Origin of the sequence: Saccharopolyspora sp. SCSIO 74807 (assembly GCF_037023755.1) — a bacterium.
Classification (GTDB): Bacteria; Actinomycetota; Actinomycetes; order Mycobacteriales; family Pseudonocardiaceae; genus Saccharopolyspora_C; species Saccharopolyspora_C galaxeae.
Genome location: NZ_CP146100.1, coordinates 236,490 through 252,608, shown reverse-complemented (window position 1 = coordinate 252,608; position 16,119 = coordinate 236,490). Strand labels below are relative to the sequence as shown.

At 72.0% G+C, this 16,119-nt stretch carries 16 protein-coding genes and 1 riboswitch; of the genes, 10 read left to right on the top strand and 6 right to left on the bottom strand.

Annotation, left to right across the window (positions count from 1 at the left end; genetic code table 11):
* The first annotated feature begins 5 nt into the window (after positions 1-5).
* The gene (locus tag V1457_RS01155; protein WP_338599259.1) at positions 6-161 is read left to right on the top strand and encodes a type II toxin-antitoxin system prevent-host-death family antitoxin; all 156 of its coding nucleotides are present in this window, start codon (positions 6-8) and stop codon (positions 159-161) included.
* 63 nt (positions 162-224) lie between these two features.
* Here V1457_RS01155 and V1457_RS01150 read toward each other — a convergent pair whose 3' ends face one another.
* On the bottom strand, positions 225-917 hold the full coding sequence (locus V1457_RS01150; RefSeq protein ID WP_200070142.1) for a FadR/GntR family transcriptional regulator: 693 nt from the start codon (positions 915-917) through the stop codon (positions 225-227).
* Positions 918-966: 49 nt separating this feature from the next.
* On the opposite strand from V1457_RS01150, the gene V1457_RS01145 reads away from it, so the two are divergent.
* Positions 967-2,283 (top strand): MFS transporter, encoded by a 1,317-nt coding sequence (locus V1457_RS01145; RefSeq protein WP_338599256.1) that lies wholly within the window; start codon positions 967-969, stop codon positions 2,281-2,283.
* Positions 2,284-2,307: 24 nt separating this feature from the next.
* Here V1457_RS01145 and V1457_RS01140 read toward each other — a convergent pair whose 3' ends face one another.
* The gene (locus V1457_RS01140) at positions 2,308-2,811 is read right to left on the bottom strand and encodes a metallophosphoesterase (RefSeq protein ID WP_338599253.1); all 504 of its coding nucleotides are present in this window, start codon (positions 2,809-2,811) and stop codon (positions 2,308-2,310) included.
* A 20-nt stretch (positions 2,812-2,831) separates the two neighbouring features.
* Positions 2,832-4,232, bottom strand: coding sequence for a mycothione reductase (locus V1457_RS01135; protein ID WP_295139280.1), 1,401 nt, complete (start codon positions 4,230-4,232; stop codon positions 2,832-2,834).
* Between the two features lie 283 nt (positions 4,233-4,515).
* Here V1457_RS01135 and V1457_RS01130 point away from each other — a divergent pair, with 283 nt between their 5' ends.
* From V1457_RS01130 to V1457_RS01120, 3 genes are all read left to right on the top strand, one after another.
* Complete coding sequence (locus V1457_RS01130; protein WP_338599249.1) at positions 4,516-5,775, top strand: histidine kinase; 1,260 nt, start codon at positions 4,516-4,518, stop codon at positions 5,773-5,775.
* A gap of 118 nt (positions 5,776-5,893) precedes the next feature.
* Positions 5,894-6,559: a response regulator transcription factor gene (locus V1457_RS01125; RefSeq protein WP_200070137.1), complete on the top strand. Its 666-nt coding sequence runs from the start codon at positions 5,894-5,896 to the stop codon at positions 6,557-6,559.
* A gap of 288 nt (positions 6,560-6,847) precedes the next feature.
* Positions 6,848-7,150: a PLD nuclease N-terminal domain-containing protein gene (locus tag V1457_RS01120; protein ID WP_233627349.1), complete on the top strand. Its 303-nt coding sequence runs from the start codon at positions 6,848-6,850 to the stop codon at positions 7,148-7,150.
* A gap of 15 nt (positions 7,151-7,165) precedes the next feature.
* Here V1457_RS01120 and V1457_RS01115 read toward each other — a convergent pair whose 3' ends face one another.
* Positions 7,166-8,296, bottom strand: a complete 1,131-nt coding sequence (locus tag V1457_RS01115; protein WP_200070136.1) for a VanZ family protein — start codon at positions 8,294-8,296, stop codon at positions 7,166-7,168.
* Positions 8,297-8,314: 18 nt separating this feature from the next.
* The gene (locus V1457_RS01110; protein WP_200070135.1) at positions 8,315-8,860 is read right to left on the bottom strand and encodes a YbhB/YbcL family Raf kinase inhibitor-like protein; all 546 of its coding nucleotides are present in this window, start codon (positions 8,858-8,860) and stop codon (positions 8,315-8,317) included.
* Positions 8,861-9,349: 489 nt separating this feature from the next.
* Here V1457_RS01110 and V1457_RS01105 point away from each other — a divergent pair, with 489 nt between their 5' ends.
* Together V1457_RS01105 and V1457_RS01100 are read left to right on the top strand one after the other, a co-directional pair.
* Positions 9,350-10,195 carry a helix-turn-helix transcriptional regulator gene (locus V1457_RS01105; protein WP_200070134.1) on the top strand — a complete coding sequence of 282 codons (846 nt, stop codon included), beginning with the start codon at positions 9,350-9,352 and terminating at the stop codon, positions 10,193-10,195.
* Positions 10,196-10,462: 267 nt separating this feature from the next.
* Positions 10,463-11,350: a serine protease gene (locus V1457_RS01100; protein ID WP_338599241.1), complete on the top strand. Its 888-nt coding sequence runs from the start codon at positions 10,463-10,465 to the stop codon at positions 11,348-11,350.
* A 94-nt stretch (positions 11,351-11,444) separates the two neighbouring features.
* On the opposite strand, the gene V1457_RS01095 is transcribed toward V1457_RS01100, so the two are convergent.
* Positions 11,445-12,068: a LysE family translocator gene (locus V1457_RS01095; protein ID WP_200070132.1), complete on the bottom strand. Its 624-nt coding sequence runs from the start codon at positions 12,066-12,068 to the stop codon at positions 11,445-11,447.
* Between the two features lie 296 nt (positions 12,069-12,364).
* Between V1457_RS01095 and V1457_RS01090 the strand changes: the two genes are divergently transcribed.
* From V1457_RS01090 to V1457_RS01080, 3 genes are all read left to right on the top strand, one after another.
* Entirely contained in the window at positions 12,365-13,189 is an 825-nt protein-coding gene (locus V1457_RS01090) for a serine protease (RefSeq protein WP_338599237.1), read from the top strand.
* Positions 13,190-13,263: 74 nt separating this feature from the next.
* Positions 13,264-13,722, top strand: coding sequence for a GNAT family N-acetyltransferase (locus V1457_RS01085; RefSeq protein WP_200070130.1), 459 nt, complete (start codon positions 13,264-13,266; stop codon positions 13,720-13,722).
* Between the two features lie 70 nt (positions 13,723-13,792).
* A riboswitch (cobalamin riboswitch) is annotated at positions 13,793-13,920 on the top strand.
* A 58-nt stretch (positions 13,921-13,978) separates the two neighbouring features.
* A complete protein-coding gene (locus V1457_RS01080) occupies positions 13,979-16,117 on the top strand; it encodes a magnesium chelatase subunit D family protein (protein WP_200070129.1) in 2,139 nt (712 codons plus the stop codon).
* The last annotated feature ends 2 nt before the right edge of the window (positions 16,118-16,119 follow it).

Sequence of the window (16,119 nt, the reverse complement as noted above, 5' to 3'; positions counted from 1 at the left end):
GCGTCATGAGCACCCGATTCTCCGCGGAGGAAGCGCAGGCGCGGCTGCCCGAGCTGCTCGACCGGGCCGAGTCCGGCGAGGAGATCGTGATCACCCGGTTCGGTGCCCCGTCGGCGGTGCTGCGACGTGCCGATTCCGCGGACGGCGCCCGTCGGTGGTGAAGCGGCCGGCGAGGTCTTCGACGTGGGCACCGACTACGGGCAGCCCGATTGGGGGCAGCTGGACTACGGGGACGCCGGCTGCTCCGGCTGAGCGCCGATCTCCGCCAGCAGTTCTTCCAGGAACCCGCAAGCCTCGCCCGCGGCCCGCTCCGGTTCGCCCGCGCGCACCGCGTCGAGCAGCGCGGTGTGCGACACGGGCGGCGGCTGCGCCGGGTCGTGCGTGGTCGCCACGCTGGACTGCACCGCCTCGCTGACCCCGTCGTAGAGCCCGATCAGCACCGGGTTGTGCGAGGCGGCCACCATCCGCAGGTGGAACCGGGTGTCGGCGGCGCTGAAGTGTTCGCGGTCCCGGCCTGCCGCGGCCTCGTCGCGGGCGGCCAGCAGGGTTTCCAGCTCCGCGAGGTCCTCGTCGGTGCGGGCGGTGGCGGCCAGCCGGGCGGCTTCCACTTCCAGCGCGCGGCGCACTTCCAGGATCTGGCGCAGTTCCGAGCCGTACAGCCTGCGCACCGCGCCGGAGAGCTCGTTGGTGGCCCGGACGAACGTGCCGTCGCCCTGCCGGACCTCGAGCAGTCCCGCGTGCGCGAGCGCGCGCACCGCCTCGCGGACGGTGTTGCGGCCGACGCCGAGCGCGGTGACCAGTTCGGCCTCGGTGGGGATGCGCCGGCCGAGCGGCCACTCGCCGGAGCTGACCAGTTCGCGCATCTGCGCGATGACCTGGTCGACCAACCCGGTTCGCTGGGTGTTGACCAGAGGCAAGGGGACATCCTTTCGTCCGAACATCCTACGTTTGACAGAATAGGTGGCGATGTCTGCCGAGTCGCACACCCAGCACGCCCACGATCGCGGGAACCGCGACGTGGCGGCCCAGGATGCCAGCACCACCGACGGTTCCGGACCGCTGTCCCGGGCCGAAGCGCTGCCGAACGAGGGCGCCGCGGAGAACGTGGTCAACACCCGGCACCGCGCGTTGGCAGGAGGCGCGCTGCTGCTGGCGGGAGTGGCGCTGGCCTCGGCGAACATGCGTCCCGCCGTGACCAGCCTCAGCTCGATCCTCGGCGAAGTGCGCGACTCGGTCGGCGCGAGCAGCACGTGGGCCAGCGTCGTGACCGCGGTGCCCACGCTGTGCTTCGGTGTCGCGGCGCTGGCCGCACCGGTGCTGTCCCGGCGTTGGGGCATGAACCCCGTCGTCGGCGGTTCGCTGGCGTTGCTGACGGTCTCGCTGGTGGTCCGCGTGCTCGGCGGATCGTGGGTGCTGCTGGGCGGGACCGTGCTGGCCTGCGTGGCGATCGCGATGTGCAACGTGCTGATCCCGGTGGTGGTCAAGGAGTCCTTCCCGAACCGGGTCGGCGCCGCGACCGGGCTGTACACGACGGCGCTGGCCGCAGGCAGTGCCGCCGGATCGGCGGTCACGCCCTGGCTGGACTCGCTCGTCGGCAGCTGGCGGCTAGCGCTGGCGACCTGGATGGTGCTGGCGCTGGCGGCGCTGCTCGTGTGGGTGCCCGGCAGTCGCCGCACCGGCAGGACGGTGGCCGCGGCCGAGCCCGGGACCGGCATGCGTTCGATGCTGCGCAGCCCGCTCGCCTGGCTGGTCACCGGCTATTTCGGCCTGCAGTCGACCACCGCGTACATCGTGATGGGCTGGCTGCCCGAGGTGTTCAAGGGCGCCGGGATGGACGCGACCACGGTCGGCGTGCTGATGGGGGTGCTGCTGCTGGTCGGCGTGCCGATCAACATGGTGCTGCCGCCGCTCGTGACCCGGACCCGCGGGCAGTCCTGGTGGGCGGTGCTGATGGGGGTGCCGCCGCTGGCCGGTGTGCTCGGGTTGCTGCTCGCACCGCTGGCGGCGCCGCTGCTGTGGGCGCTGCTGATCGGCGTGAGCGTGAGCGCGATCTCGCTCGCACTGGCGCTGATCTCGCTGCGCACCACCAACACCGCCGACACCGGCCAGTTGTCGGCCATGTCGCAGAGCATCGGCTACGTCGTCGCCTCGGTGGGCCCGTTCCTGTTCGGCGTGCTGCACGAGATCACCGGCAGCTGGTCGGCCTCGCTGACCGCCGTGCTCGGCTTCATCACCGCGCAGACCGTGATCGGATTCCTGGCCGGGCGGCCCCGAACGATCTGAACCCGCACGATCCGGACGGGCGGCTCACCCGCGCCCGGGCAGCCGGTGCAGCTGCACCTCGCCGAGGCCGCCGGCGGTGAGGTCGGCGGTCAGGTAGGTGCAATGCGGTTGCCGCCGCCGATCCGTCGGCGAACCGGGGTTGAGCAGCCGCATCCCGGCCGGCGTCACGCTGTCCCACGGGATGTGGCTGTGCCCGAACACCAGCACGTCGACGTCCGGGTACGCCTTGTCGCAACGCCGCTCCCTGCCTTGCGCTGCGCCGGTCTCGTGCACCATCGCGAACCGCAGCCCACCGAGTTCCGCGCGTGCCACCTCCGGCAACCGGCGCCGCAACTCGTCGCCGTCGTTGTTGCCGTGGACGCCGATCAGCCGCGCGCTGCGCTCGGCCAGCTCGTCGAGCAGGTAGGGCTCGACCCAGTCACCGGCGTGGAAGACCACGTCGGCCGCATCGACCTGCGACCACACCTCGTCCGGCAGCGCCTTGGCCCGTTTGGGCAGGTGCGTGTCCGCGATCAGCAGCAGGCGCAACGGCACTCCTCGCGACCGGGTCATTCCGCGAGCGGCAGGCCGAGCAGCGCGTTCTCCAGCAGTTCCGGCATCGCCGGGTGGATCCAGTACTGGCCGCGCGCCATCCGGCGGGCGTCCAGGCCGAACTCCATCGCCTGCACCAGCGGTTGCAGCAGCGTCGGGGCCTGCGGCCCGATGATGTGCGCGCCGAGGATCCGGCCGCTCGCCGGGTCGGCGAGCAGCTTGGCGAAACCGGTGGTGTCCTCCATCGCCCAGCCGTAGGCGATCGCGCCGTACTCCTGGACCTTGCTGACGTACTCGACGCCGTGCGCCTGGGCGTCCTGCTCGGTGAGCCCGACCGCGGCGATCTGCGGCGCGGAGAACACCGCGTGCGGCACGTGCGCGTGGTCGGACTCGATCTGCTCGTCCGGGTGCAGCAGGTTGTGCTGCACGACCCGCATCTCGTGGTTGGCGACGTGCTTGAGCTCGTGATCGGAGCTGATGTCGCCCAGCGCCCACACCCCGTCCACGGAGGTCCGCTGCCGGGAGTCGACCTCGATCTTGCGGTCGGCGCGCAGCCGCAGCCCGCCGGTCTCGGCATCGATCAGGTCGCTGTTGGGTTCGCGGCCGACGGCTACCAGCAACTGCTCGGCCTCGACGGTTTCCGCGCCGTCCGGGCCTTCCAGGTGCAGCCGCACGACGTCGCCGTCTCGTTCGGCCGCGAGCGCCTTGCGGTTCAGCCGCACGTCCCAGCGTTCGGCGGCCAGCTCGGTGAACCGCTCCGAGACGTCGACGTCCTCGGCGCGCAGCAGCCGCCCGGATCGCCCGATCACGGTGACCTCGACGCCCAGCGCGGAGAACACGTGCGCGAACTCGGCGCCGACGAACCCGGTGCCGAGGATGATCATCCGGGGCGGCAGCGCGTCCAGCCGCATCACGCTGTCGCTGGTGTGGAAACCGGTGTCGTCGATGCCGGGGATGTCCGGAGTCGTCGGCCGCCCGCCCGCGGCGACCACGAACCGGTCGGCGGTCAGCGTCTCGGGCCCGTCCGCGGTCTCGACGGTGAGTTGCTTGATACCGGTGAACCGCGCCTCGCCCTCGAACAGCGTCACGTTGTCGCTGCCCGCTGCGCGGTAGCGCCTGCCGCCGTCGGAGATCGCGTCGATCCGGCCGAAGATCCGGTCCCGGATGTCGCGCCAGCGCACGTCCCGCAGTTCGAGGTCGACCCCGAGCCTGCTCCCGGCGCCGGGTGCCGCGGCGACGTCGGCGGTGTGCACCAGCATCTTCGTCGGGATGCAGCCCACGTTCAGGCAGGTCCCGCCGTAGGAGGAGGCGCTGCCGATGCCCTTCTCCACGAACGCGACGTTCCAGTCGGCGAACCGCTCGTCGGCGATCGAGTTGCCGGAGCCGCTGCCGATGATGACCAGGTCGAAGTGGGGCATGTCCATCCTGTGCTGTCGGGTGCGTGCCGGGGCCGGTCGGGTCGGTGTTCGGGCCGCTGCGCGTTTGGTTCGCCGGTCCTGCGGGGTAATCGCCGGACGATGTCCGCCGCGATCCGTTCAACTTCCGCGGCGGCTCGGGGATTCCCAGCGGCCGGAGCCGAGCCTGCCACTCCCGCGCCCGCCGGTGGGAATACCGCGAAGGTTTACCCGGTATCTCCACCGCTGGTTTGTCGACCGGCACCGGCCGTGATCACTAACTTGGGCGAGCGCATCATTGTGCGCGATGCCGAAGAGGGTGCGGCCGCATGATGTGCACGGGGAGGCAGAGGTGGGGGTGGCCCCCGGGGGTGGTCATCTCCACCTGCCCACCGAGCATTCCCGAGGCCCGGCCGCGATCCTGACCGGCTGGCTGCATCGGCACCCGCTGCTCGCGGACTTCGCGCTGGCCATGGCCTTCGTGGTAGTCGTGGCGATCGGCCCGGAAGACGTGGTCGAAAGCGGTGCGGCCGGAGCGCTGGCCCACGTGCTGGTCTTGCTCAGCGGTGTGCCGCTGGTGCTGCGCCGGAAGTTCCCGCTCGGGGTGCTGCTGGTGGTGACGGTGGCCCTCGCGGTGTTCTACGGAATCGGCTGCAAGACCTCCCTCGGCGTGATCGGGCCGCTGCTGGCGGCTTACACGGTCGGAGTGCACAAACCGTTTCCGCTGGCCGCCGCGGGCACCGGGGTCGCCACCGCGGTGATCTACACCGGGGCTGCTGTCGGTACGCCCGCCGACCTGATGCCCTCCGCCGTGCTGTTCGGCACGACGCAGGCGGCGATCGCGCTGACCGCCGGTCACGTGGTGCGGCTGCGCCTGCGGCAGGCCGAACAGCTGCGCCGGGATCGGGACCGGGAAGCCGAACGTGCGGTCACCGAAGAACGGATGCGCATCGCGCACGAGTTGCACGACGTGGTCGCGCACCACCTGTCGGTCGTATCGGTGCAGGCCGGTCTGGCCCGCTACGTGTTCGACTCGGATCGGGAGACCGCCCGCGACGCGCTCGGCACGATCTCGACGGCGGCCCGCGGCTCGCTCGACGAACTGGCGAGGCTCCTGAGCGTGCTCCGGCCGCAAGCCGAGGACGGTCCCGCGGACGCCGACCGGTTCCACCCGCAGCCGGGGCTGGCGGACCTGCCCGCGCTGGTCGAGAGCATCCGCGCCGCAGGCGTGCAGGTCGAGCTGAGCAGCGAGGGCGAACCGCGCCCGCTGTCGCCGGGGGCCGAACTCTGCGCCTACCGGATCGCGCAGGAAGCGCTTACCAACGTGCTCAAACACGCTCCGGACAGCGCCGTCGCCGTGGTGCTGCGGCACCAGGGCGAGCAGCTGGAGCTGCTGGTCAGCAACAGCGCAGCGGCCGCCCCGGCGTCCGCAGGCTCGTCCGGGCACGGTTTGATCGGCATGTGCGAACGCGCGAAGATGTACGGCGGCACGGTCGAGAGCGGGCCGCGCCGCGAAGGTGGTTTCCAGGTGGTGCTGCGGCTGCCGCGGCGGCGCGAGGAGCACTGAGCGGTGCTGCCGCGGCCGCGCGAGATACACCGGGCGGTGCTGCGGCGGCCGCGCGAGAAACACCGGGCGGTGCTGCCGCGGCCGCGCAAGGAGCACTGACCGCTCCGGGAACGAACGCATGACCAGCGTGTTGGTCGTCGACGACCAGGATCTGCTGCGGGCGGCGTTCGCCGCGCTGCTGCGCGCCGCCCCGGGGATCGAAGTCGCCGGCGAGGCCGCCGATGGCCGCGCCGCCGTGGAACTCGCGGCGCAGCTGCGGCCGGACGTGGTGCTGATGGACATCCGGTTGCCGGAGATGGACGGGGTGCGCGCCACCGAACTGATCCTGGCCGAACCGCCGCGGCCGGGCGTGCTGGTGCTGACCGTTTTCGACCTCGACGAGTACGTCTACGCTGCGCTGCGCGCGGGCGCCTCCGGCTTCCTGCTGAAGGACGGCCCGCCGGAGGAGCTGATCAACGGGGTGCGCGCGGTCGCCGACGGCGGGATGTTGTTCGGCCCCACCATCACCCGTCGTCTGGTGGAGACCTACACCCGCGGGCCGCAGCCCCGCGGTGGCGTGCCCGCGGAACTGTCCGCGCTGACCCGGCGGGAGCTGTCGGTGCTGGAGCTGATCGCGACCGGAGCGACCAACGCGGAGATCGCCGAACGCCTCGGCGTCGGCGAGGCCACGGTGAAAACCCACGTCAACCGCGCCATGACCAAGATCGGCGTGTCCAGCCGCGCGCAGGCCGTGGTCGTCGCCTACGAAACGGGCCTGGTCGTGCCGCGGCACTGCCACGAGTGATCAGCGGTAGCACGGTGAGCGGCTGCGCCGCCTCGGCCGTTCGGCCGATCTTGCCCGGGTGCGGGCGAACGCCGGAACGGCCTCGGCGTCGAGGTGCCGGGAGGTCGTTGTCGTTCGGCCGGTCAGCGGATCGGTTCGCGCGCTCGCCCGGTGGCTTGTGGTGCGCGATCCGGCTTGTCCCGAAGTACGACCGAGCCCGGGCCGATGTGCCGATCCGCGCCGGAACGCGTCATGCCAAGATCTTTTATGTCCGGCGGCACGGAGCCGCCGGCGCGGAACCTACGGGAGATGGGGACAACGATGACGGACCAGGCTTCTTTGCTCGCACAGCAGAACAACCTCGCCGAAGGCGCCGGCGTGGGCGACTACATCGCCGGGGGCGCTGTCGGCCTCGGCATCACCGGAATTCTGATCGCGCTGGCCGTGCTGTTCATCGCCGCACTGGTCAGCGTGCTCCGTTCGCCGCTGACCGGCGGGATGAAGCTGGTGTGGATCGTGATCGCGTTCGTGGCGCCGTTCCTGGGCAGCTTGGCCTGGTTCGTGTTCGGCCGTCGCGACGCCTACGACAGGAAGTCGCTCGCCGCGTCCTGAAGGTCCACCGGATCGTCAGCGGTGTTGCGCCGCTGACCCGGTGCGGTCCGCGGGATCGCCGGGGCGGGCATCGGCCACCGCCGTCCCGGCCGCTCTACCGCTGATGCCGCGATGGTTCCGGGTGCGCAGGACGCCGAACGCGTGCGCCGCGCACCACAGGACCGCCAGCGCGGCACCGGCCTGCGGCCACACCAGGTTCGCGAGCGCTTCGAGCAGCGCGAGCCCGCCGAGTCCGGACAGCCAGCGCACCAGCACCGCCCGCGCACCCGGGCTCCGATCGCCCGCGACGGTGCGCAACAGGACGGTGCGCTGGCCCAATGTGGTGCCGCCCCCGGCCAGCGGGACGAGCAGCAGCACCAGCGCGGGCAGCAGCCACAACGCGGCCGACTCGACCAGCTCGCCCAGCCCGGGCGGCACTTGAGCGCCCGTCGCGCCCAGCGCGAGCTGCGTGCCGCGCCCGATGATGAGTCCCAGCCACACCAGCGCCAGCACGTCGCAGCTCATGCCGAGCAGCCTGCGCCGCGCGGTGACCGGCCGGGGCGTTCCCGCGTCCGCCGCGCTGCGCTGGCCCGGCAGCAGCCGCAGCAGCGGGGCCGCGACCGCTCCGGCCAGCGCTCCGGTGGTGTTGGCGAGCAGGTCGTCGACGTCGAACAGCCGGTAGGGGCACGGGTACAGGAACCAGATGCCGGTGATCTGGGTGACTTCGACCAGCAGTGAGGCCGCGAACCCGGCCAGCACCGTCCACGGCAGGCTCAGCCGCCCCAGGTACCGCCCGAACATGCCCAGCGGCACGAACAGCAGCACGTTGAACCCGAACTGCTGCACCGAGCCGTCCGCGAGCAGCCCGGTCAGCTCCATCCAGTGCTGCGGGCGCCGGAGGCCGTCGAAACCGGCCAGCGGCCGCCATTGCGGCTCCAGCTCGCCGAAGACCTCGCAGAACCCGGGAGCCACCGGCGGCAGCGGCACCAGCACGTAAGCCACCAGCCCCAGCGCGTACAGCAGGGCCGCGAGGAACAGCAGCAACGTGCCGGGGCGCAGCTCACCGCGCCTGCGGTGCTCGCGTGCGACGAACGGGACGAACAGCAGCACCGCCAGCGCCACCGCCACCAGCGAGGCGACGACGGCGGGCAGCACCCGGACGCTCACCGGGACCTCCGCGCGGGATCAGTGCGCGTAGGTCGGCGCGAGCACCGCCCGCGCCAGCGTGTTGAACGCCACGTTGAAGCTGACCACGGCCGGGGTGACCTGGTCGTCCACCCCGAGCTTCTCCACACCCAGCGCGTGCACCGCGAAGATGTAGCGGTGCGCGCGGTCGCCGGGCGGCGGGGCGGCGCCCGCGTAGGCGCGCTCGCCCAGGTCGTTGGGCACCTGGAAGGAACCGGAAGGCACGCCGGAGCCGGTGCGCCCGCCCGCGCCCGCGGCCAGTTCGGTCACCGTCGGCGGCACGTCGACCAGCACCCAGTGCCAGAACCCGCCGGGGATCGGGGCGTCCGGGTCGAAGCAGGTGACCACGAAGCTCTTGGTGGCTTCCGGGAAGCCTTCCCAGCTCAGTTGCGGGGACACGTTGCCGCCGTCGGCGCCCATCCCGTCGTAGGCGTGGGTGAGCGCCATCTGCTCGTCCTCGGCCACGTCCTTGGAGGTGAGCGTGAACGCGGGGACCTCGGGCAGCAGCGAGTACGGGTCCGGGTCGACGGGGCGTTCCAGGCTCATCGGTCTCCTCCTCAGCCGATACGGGTGGCGGGCGGTTCTTGCGTTCGCCCGCGCGCAGCTTAGTAGGCGGCTGTCGGGCCTCTGCGCGGTCCTGCCGGGCACGGGTGAGGCTGCAAGAATCTGCAAGTCTTCACTTGATCGAGTTATTGTCGGCGCGCGCCGCCCTCGAGATCATGGGCGCAGCACGCCGGTCTTGGTCGACGCCGGAAATCTCCGGCCGCTCGCCGGATCCGCACCCGCCGGTCCCGAAGTGGTGGGAGGATCCGCAGCGGCGCCGAGAACGACCGGCACCGCACCGGATCGCGGCACGATCAGAGCGGGCAGGCCCGCCGATCTGGCCGCCCACGGTTTCGGGGAGATGCCCGTGGCAGGTGCGACCGGGGCGGACCAGCACTTCCGGCCGGCGTGCGCAGTTCTTGTCCGTGCTTGCGGGCGCCGAAGGTTCGGCGTCCTCGTCGGGGGATGTCGATGCTGGGGGAAACCGCAGCCATGCCGGGTAACCGTCACACGTCGGTCCGTTCACGCCAACTCGCCACCGAGCTGCGCAGATACCGCGAGCGCAGCGGCTTCAGCTGCACCGACGCGGGCGCCCGCCTCGGTGTTTCCGGCAGCAAGATCAGCCGGATCGAGACCGGTGCCAGCGGGGTCCAGCTCGCCGATGTGCAGGCGTTGCTGGGCTTGTACGAGGTGGCCGAGCAGGAGCGCACTGCGCTGGTTGAACTCGCCCGCAACGCGGGCCGCACCGCGTGGTGGCAGCGCCCTTCGGCCGCCCCGCAGAGCTGGCGGGAGTTCTTGAACTACGAGGGCAAAGCGGTCCGGATGCACAGCTTCGAGCCGCTGCTGGTGCCGGGCCTGCTGCAGACCGCGGAATACGCCCGCGCGGTGATCTCCGGAATGGCCCCGGAGCATTCCGAGGCCGAGCTGGACGACCTGGTAGCCACCCGGATGGCCCGCCAGATGATCCTCAGCCGCAGCCGGGCGCCGCTGTTCCACGCGGTCGTGGAGGAACACGCGCTGCGCCGCCCGATCGGCGGGCCGGGCGTGATGAAACGACAACTGCTGCACCTGCTGGTGATGATGGAGTCCGACCACGTCTGCCTGCGCGTGGTGCCGCGCCAGGTGGGGGCGTATCCGGGGCTGCACGGCTCGTTCCTGCTTTTCGAGTACGACGGCGAGCCGGACATCGTGTTCCAGGAGAACCACCACGCGTCGGTGTTCCTCGACTCGGACAGCGCGGTCAGCTGCTACCGCCAGCTCCTGCGCAACATCGTGCGAGCCGCGAACCCCCCGGACACCAGCGCCGAGCTGATCCGCGAGGTCCTGCACGAGCAGTGAGCGATCGCTGCGCGCGGGTGCCTCCGCGGTTGGGCTCCGGAAAGTCCACATAGGACTAATTCGTGCTGCTCCGATCGAGGAGTTCTCCCGCTATATCACCTGTTCAGGTAAAGACGATCGGCCGTTGTGGACTGTGACCGAGCCGTGATCCGCTTTGTCCGCGACACTGTCCGCGCACCGGGGCAGCGCCGGTTGACCACCGCGCCGCGATACCGGCTGATCCATGCAGGACGAGCGGGATGACAGGGCGATTCGGAGGACAGCGGGATGACAGGAATTCGCGGGAAGACCGGGACTTCGGGGCTGGCCGGAACTTCGGGGACGGCCGGGAAACCGACTTCCCGGTGGTGGTCGGCGGCCGGAGCGCTCGCCGCGGCGGCGTTCGCCACAGCGGCGATCAGCGCACCGGTCGCGGCGGCCCCGCAACAATCGGCCCCGCAACAGCAGGCCCCGCAGCAGCAACCGCCGCCCACCAGCAAGGTCGTCGGCGGCGAACCCGCCAGCACCGATGACTTCCCGTGGGTCGTCTACCTCACCGACGCCTCGGGCAACCAGTTCTGCGGGGGCACGCTGGCCGCGCCGGACAAGGTCGTCACCGCCGCGCACTGCGTCACCGGCGGGCCGCCCGAGATGACCGTCGTGGCCGGTCGCGACGACAAGCTCAGCAGCGACGGCGAGGAAGTCGACGTCCGCGGCACCTGGGTGCACCCGGATTACCAGCAGGCCACCAGCGGTTCGGACGTCGCGGTGCTGACCCTGGAACGGGACCTGCCGCAGACTCCGCTGCAGCTGGCGCGGCCGCAGGATTCCGGGCTCTACGAGCCGGGCCAGGAGGCCACGGTGCTCGGCTGGGGCAGCACGAGCGAAGGCGGCACCCCGTCCCGCACGCTGCGCCAGGCGACCCCGCCGATCACCACCGACCAGCAGTGCTCCGACGCCTACAACGGGCAGTACGACCCGGAGGCGATGGTCTGCGCCGGGCTGCCCGCGGGTGGCGTGGACAGCTGCCAGGGCGACTCGGGCGGGCCGCTGGTCGTCGACGACCGGCTGATCGGGATCGTGTCCTGGGGCAACGGTTGCGCCCGGCCCGGCCAACCGGGGGTTTACACCCGCGTGGCCAGCTACTACGACGAGGTGCAGGCGCAGTTGAGCTGATCCGGGTTCAGCCGGAGCAGGGCCGGGGCGCGCGCCGGGCGCCCCGGCCTTCGCATGTTCCGGGGCGGTGCCTGAGAAATCGGCCGGAAGCGGCTCAGCTCGCGACGAGGCCGACCGAGATGGTCAGGAACGCGGCTGCGCTGACCATGTCCAGCGAGCGCGCCACCCGCGGATGCCGCAGCCGGTCGGCGATGCGCGCGGCGGCCAGCACGACGGTGATCTCCCAGATCGCGGCCACCACCAGGAACACCGCGCCGAGCATGATCAGTTGCAGCGTCGGCGCGGTGGCGCCGCCCACGAACTGCGGCAGGAACGCGAGGCTGAACAGCAGCATCTTGGGGTTCGTGATGTTGCTCAGCAGCCCCTGCAGGTACGGCCGCCGCACCGGGGCGCCGCCGCCGAGTTCTTCGCCGCTTCGCTTCCGCGTCAGCCACAGCCCGCGCACGATCGTCGCCGCCAGGTAAACGAGGTACGCCGCGCCCGCCCATTTCAGCGTGGACAGCACCGCCGGGTTGCTCGTGATCAGCGCGCCGAGTCCGCAGATCACCAGCGCGACCTGCGCGATGCTGCCGCTGTGGATGCCGGCCAGCGCCCGCAGCCCGGCTCCGGTGCCCTGCCGCAGCGAGGTCCGCAGCAGCAGGAACGCGTCCACACCGGGCGTGAGCACTACTACTGCACTGGCGAGCAGGAACGCAGGCAGCGTCGTGAAGTCCAGCATGGCGGGTTCGCTCCTCCTACTCGGGCGCGCGAAGGCACGGCGGGCCGCGCGGCCGCCGGGCAAGATTCACCGGATCGTGGGTGATCTCGGGAGTCCGCATCGTCGCGGTCTCCGGATCAACGAAATGAGTGGCTGGATGAACGGTGGATGAAGAGCTTGATCGACGTTCTTTTTCCTGCCGATGACCATAGTAACGAAAAATTTTGCCGCCTGGATGTGAGTTCAGCCTCCTGACCTCTATGTGACCGGGCCGCTACGGTGTGCCGCCGTAGATCCCCGCGACCATGGAGGCCGACGTGTTCAACGGCAGCGCTCGCAAGTTCCGGCTCCCGCTGCGAAGGCTGTTCGCGGGGTGCTCCGCGGGAGCCGCTGCCGTGGCGCTGATGAGTCCGGTCGCGTCCGCCGAAACACCCGGCGGCGGCAAGGAACGCGTCGTCGGCGGGGAGGGCACCGGGATCGAGGCCGCGCCTTGGGCGGTCGCGCTGACCGACCCGGACGGCAACCAGTTCTGCGGCGGGACGCTGGTCGCCCCGGACAAGGTCGTCACCGCCGCGCACTGCACCTTCGACACCGCCACCGCGCAGCCGCGCGCCGTGGGAGAGCTGCGCGCGGTGACCGGGCGGGAAGATCTGCGCACCTCCGCCGGGACGGTTTCGGAAGTTCGCGAAGTCTGGGTGCACCCCGAGTTCCGGGACGTCGGCCACGGCCACGACGTCGCCGTGCTGACCCTGACCGCTCCGGCGCCGCAGCCGCCGCTGCCGATGGCCGGGGCCGGGGAAGTCGAGCCCTACCGGCCCGGAACTCCGGCCCGCGTCTACGGCTGGGGCCGCACCACCGAGTACGGGTCCACTTCGGACACACTGCGCTCCGCCGACGTGCCGATCAACAGCGACGAGCAGTGCCGCAACACCTACCCGGAATACGACGGCACGACCATGGTCTGCGCCGGACTCCCCGAAGGCGGCCGGGACGCGTGCACCGGCGACTCCGGTGGCCCGCTGGTCGCCGAAGGCAGGCTGGTGGGAGTCGTCTCCTACGGCGCGGGATGCGGGCGCCCCGGCGCCCCCGGCGTCTACGCCCGGATTTCCGGTGTCGCCGCCGAGATGGCCCCGCAGCTGTGACGACGACAGTGGCGTTTACTACTTCGCCGCAGGTGAATGCGGGTCGCGCGACCCGCGTGTGATATCCCGGAGTGGTGACGCTGCAACCGCTTGCCACCGCTGTGCAACGCGCCTACACGGCCGACCTCGACGCCGAGGACTTCTACAGACTGCTGCGCCTGCGGGTGGACGTGTTCGTGGTCGAGCAGCAATGCCCCTACGCCGAGCTCGACGGCCGCGACCTGGACAGCCGCACCCGGCACTTCTGGATCGACTCGGCCGACGGCTACGTGCTCGGCTACCTGCGGCTGCTGGAGGACGCCGGCGGCGGTTTCCGGATCGGCCGGGTGGCCACCGCGAAGAACGCCCGGGGGATGGGGCTCGGCGCGAAGTTGATGCGCGCGGCGCTCGCCGAGGTGCGCAGTTCGCCCGCGGTGCTCTCGGCGCAGACCCGGGTGCTGGAGTTCTACCGCCCGTTCGGCTTCGAGCCCTCCGGTGAGGAGTACCTCGAAGACGGCATCGCGCACATCGACATGTTGCGCTGCCCGGCGTGATCGCTGCCGCAGCGAGGTTCCTCGGCATCGGCTGATCTGCGACGATGCTCGCTGGTCCCAGCCGGGCAGGTCAGGAAGCCGGTGCGAGTCCGGCACGGTCGGCGCCACTGTGACCGGGGAGCGGGTCCCCTTCGCGAGCCACCGGGACGCCTGGGAAGGCCGGGGAAGTTCCGCGCGGATCCGGGAGTCAGGACACTGCCTCGCCCCGGCACAGCCGACATCGGGGCGTCCGAGACCCGAGGAAGGAACTCCTGGCATGACTGCTCCCGCGAGGGCGCGCTTCCCGTTCTCCGCCGTGGTCGGGCACGACGACCTGCGGCTGGCGCTGCTGCTCAACGCGGTGCACCCGCGCATCGGCGGCGTGCTGGTGCGCGGCGAGAAGGGCACCGCGAAGTCCACTGTGGTCCGTGCGCTGGCTGCGCTGCTGCCCGCGCTGGACGTGGTCCCGGACTGCCGGTTCGGCTGCTCCCCGCAGCAACCCGACCCGGAGTGCCCGGACGGCCCGCACGCGGCGACGGCCGCCGAGCAGCGGTCCGCCGAGCTGGTGGAACTGCCGGTCGGGGCCACCGAGGACCGGCTGGTGGGGTCGCTGGACTTGGAGAAGGCGCTGACCGAGGGAGTCCGGGCCTACCAACCGGGTCTGCTGGCCGCCGCGCACCGCGGAGTGCTCTACGTCGACGAGGTCAACCTGCTGCACGACCACCTGGTGGACCTGCTGCTGGACGCGGCGGCGATGGGGCGCGCGCACGTCGAGCGGGAAGGCGTGTCCATCACGCACGCCGCCTCGTTCCTGCTGGTCGGCACGATGAACCCGGAGGAAGGTGAGCTGCGTCCGCAGCTGCTGGACCGCTTCGGCCTCACCGTGCAGGTCTCGGCTTCGCGGGAGGTAGCCACGCGCACCGAGGTGGTGCGGCGGCGGCTCGAGTTCGAGGCCGACCCGGCGGGTTTCGCGCAGCAGTGGGCCGAGCAGGACGCCGAGCTGGCCGAGCGGATCGCGGCCGCCCGCGCCCGCGTCGAGTCGGTGGTGCTGCCGGATTCCGAGCTGCGCCGGATCTCCGCGCTGTGCGCGGCGTTCGACGTGGACGGGATGCGCGCGGACCTGGTGCTGGCCCGCACCGCTGTCGCGCACGCCGCTTGGCGCGGTGCGGACGCGGTCGAGGAGGTCGACGTCGAGGCGGGCTCCCGGCTGGCGCTGCCGCACCGGCGGCGCCGCGATCCGTTCGACGAGCCGGGTGTGGACGAGGAGCAGTTGCAGCAGGCGCTGTCCGATGCCGCGGAGCACGCCGAGGACTCGGGCGACGACTCCGGGGACGCTGGGGATTCGGGCGACGCTGGGGATTCGGGCGACGACGAACCGCCGGACGGACCGGACGACGGGCCGGGCGGCGGATCTCCGGACGGCGGTCCGGACGACGGCCCGGACGGTCCCGGTGGCGGACAAGCCCAGCAGCCGCCGGAGAGCGCTGCTGATCAGCAGAACGGGCAGCAGCAGGAGAAATCCGGCGGCAACGGCCCGGCGCCCGCGGGCAAGCCGCCCGCCGCGCCCGCTCCGGCCTTCCGCGCCCGACTGCTGGAAGTCCCCGGGGTCGGCGAAGGCGCGCCCGGCCGCCGTTCCCGCGCGCGCTCCCGCACCGGCCAGACCATCCGTTCCTCCACAGTGGACGGAAATGGCGTGCACCTGCCCGCCACGCTGACCGCCGCCGCCCCGCACCAGCTCGCGCGCGGGCGCAGCGGCCCGGGACTCGTGCTGCACCAGGAAGACGTCCGCCGGTCGGTGCGCGAAGGCCGCGAGGGCAACCTGGTGCTGTTCGCCGTGGACGCCTCCGGCTCGATGGCCGCCAGGGAGCGGATGTCCGCGGTCAGCGGCGCGGTGCTGTCCCTGCTGCGGGACGCCTACCAGCGGCGCGACAAAGTGGGCGTGGTGACGTTCCGCGCCGGTGCCGCGGAACTGGCGCTGCCGCCGACCTCGTCGGTGGAGATCGCCGCCTCCCGGATGCGCGATCTGCGCACCGGCGGCCGCACTCCGCTGGCCGACGGCCTGCTGAAAGTCCGCAAGGTGGTGCAGACCGAACGCACCCGGGACCCGCGCAGGCGCCCGCTGCTGGTGCTGCTCACCGACGGCAAGGCCACGATTCCGGCCGGTGAAGCGGCCGGCGGTGGGCGCTCCGGCGCGCAGCGCGCGGTGCGGGATTCGTTGCGTGCGGCCGGATTGCTGGCCGGGCTCGGAGTGGCTTCGGTGGTCGTCGACTGCGAGCAGGGCATGGTCCGGCTCGGCTTGGCCGGGCAGCTCGCCACCGCGCTCGGCGGGGCCTGCCTGCGGCTCGAGGAGCTCTCCGCGGACGCGGTCGCTGGAGTGGTGCGCGCGGCCCGCGACGGCGTGGCAAAGGCCGCCTGATT

Bases quoted from the DNA above. Each gene is read 5' to 3' on its own strand.
- V1457_RS01125 (WP_200070137.1), top strand. From the start codon at position 5,894: ATGACCAGCGTGTTGGTCGTCGACGACCAGGATCTGCTGCGGGCGGCG.
- V1457_RS01145 (WP_338599256.1), top strand. From the start codon at position 967: ATGTCTGCCGAGTCGCACACCCAGCACGCCCACGATCGCGGGAACCGC.
- V1457_RS01130 (WP_338599249.1), top strand. From the start codon at position 4,516: ATGCCGAAGAGGGTGCGGCCGCATGATGTGCACGGGGAGGCAGAGGTG.
- V1457_RS01105 (WP_200070134.1), top strand. From the start codon at position 9,350: ATGCCGGGTAACCGTCACACGTCGGTCCGTTCACGCCAACTCGCCACC.
- V1457_RS01080 (WP_200070129.1), top strand. From the start codon at position 13,979: ATGACTGCTCCCGCGAGGGCGCGCTTCCCGTTCTCCGCCGTGGTCGGG.
- V1457_RS01100 (WP_338599241.1), top strand. From the start codon at position 10,463: ATGACAGGAATTCGCGGGAAGACCGGGACTTCGGGGCTGGCCGGAACT.
- V1457_RS01120 (WP_233627349.1), top strand. From the start codon at position 6,848: ATGGGGACAACGATGACGGACCAGGCTTCTTTGCTCGCACAGCAGAAC.
- V1457_RS01135 (WP_295139280.1), bottom strand. From the start codon at position 4,232: ATGCCCCACTTCGACCTGGTCATCATCGGCAGCGGCTCCGGCAACTCG.
- V1457_RS01155 (WP_338599259.1), top strand. From the start codon at position 6: ATGAGCACCCGATTCTCCGCGGAGGAAGCGCAGGCGCGGCTGCCCGAG.
- V1457_RS01095 (WP_200070132.1), bottom strand. From the start codon at position 12,068: ATGCTGGACTTCACGACGCTGCCTGCGTTCCTGCTCGCCAGTGCAGTA.
- V1457_RS01110 (WP_200070135.1), bottom strand. From the start codon at position 8,860: ATGAGCCTGGAACGCCCCGTCGACCCGGACCCGTACTCGCTGCTGCCC.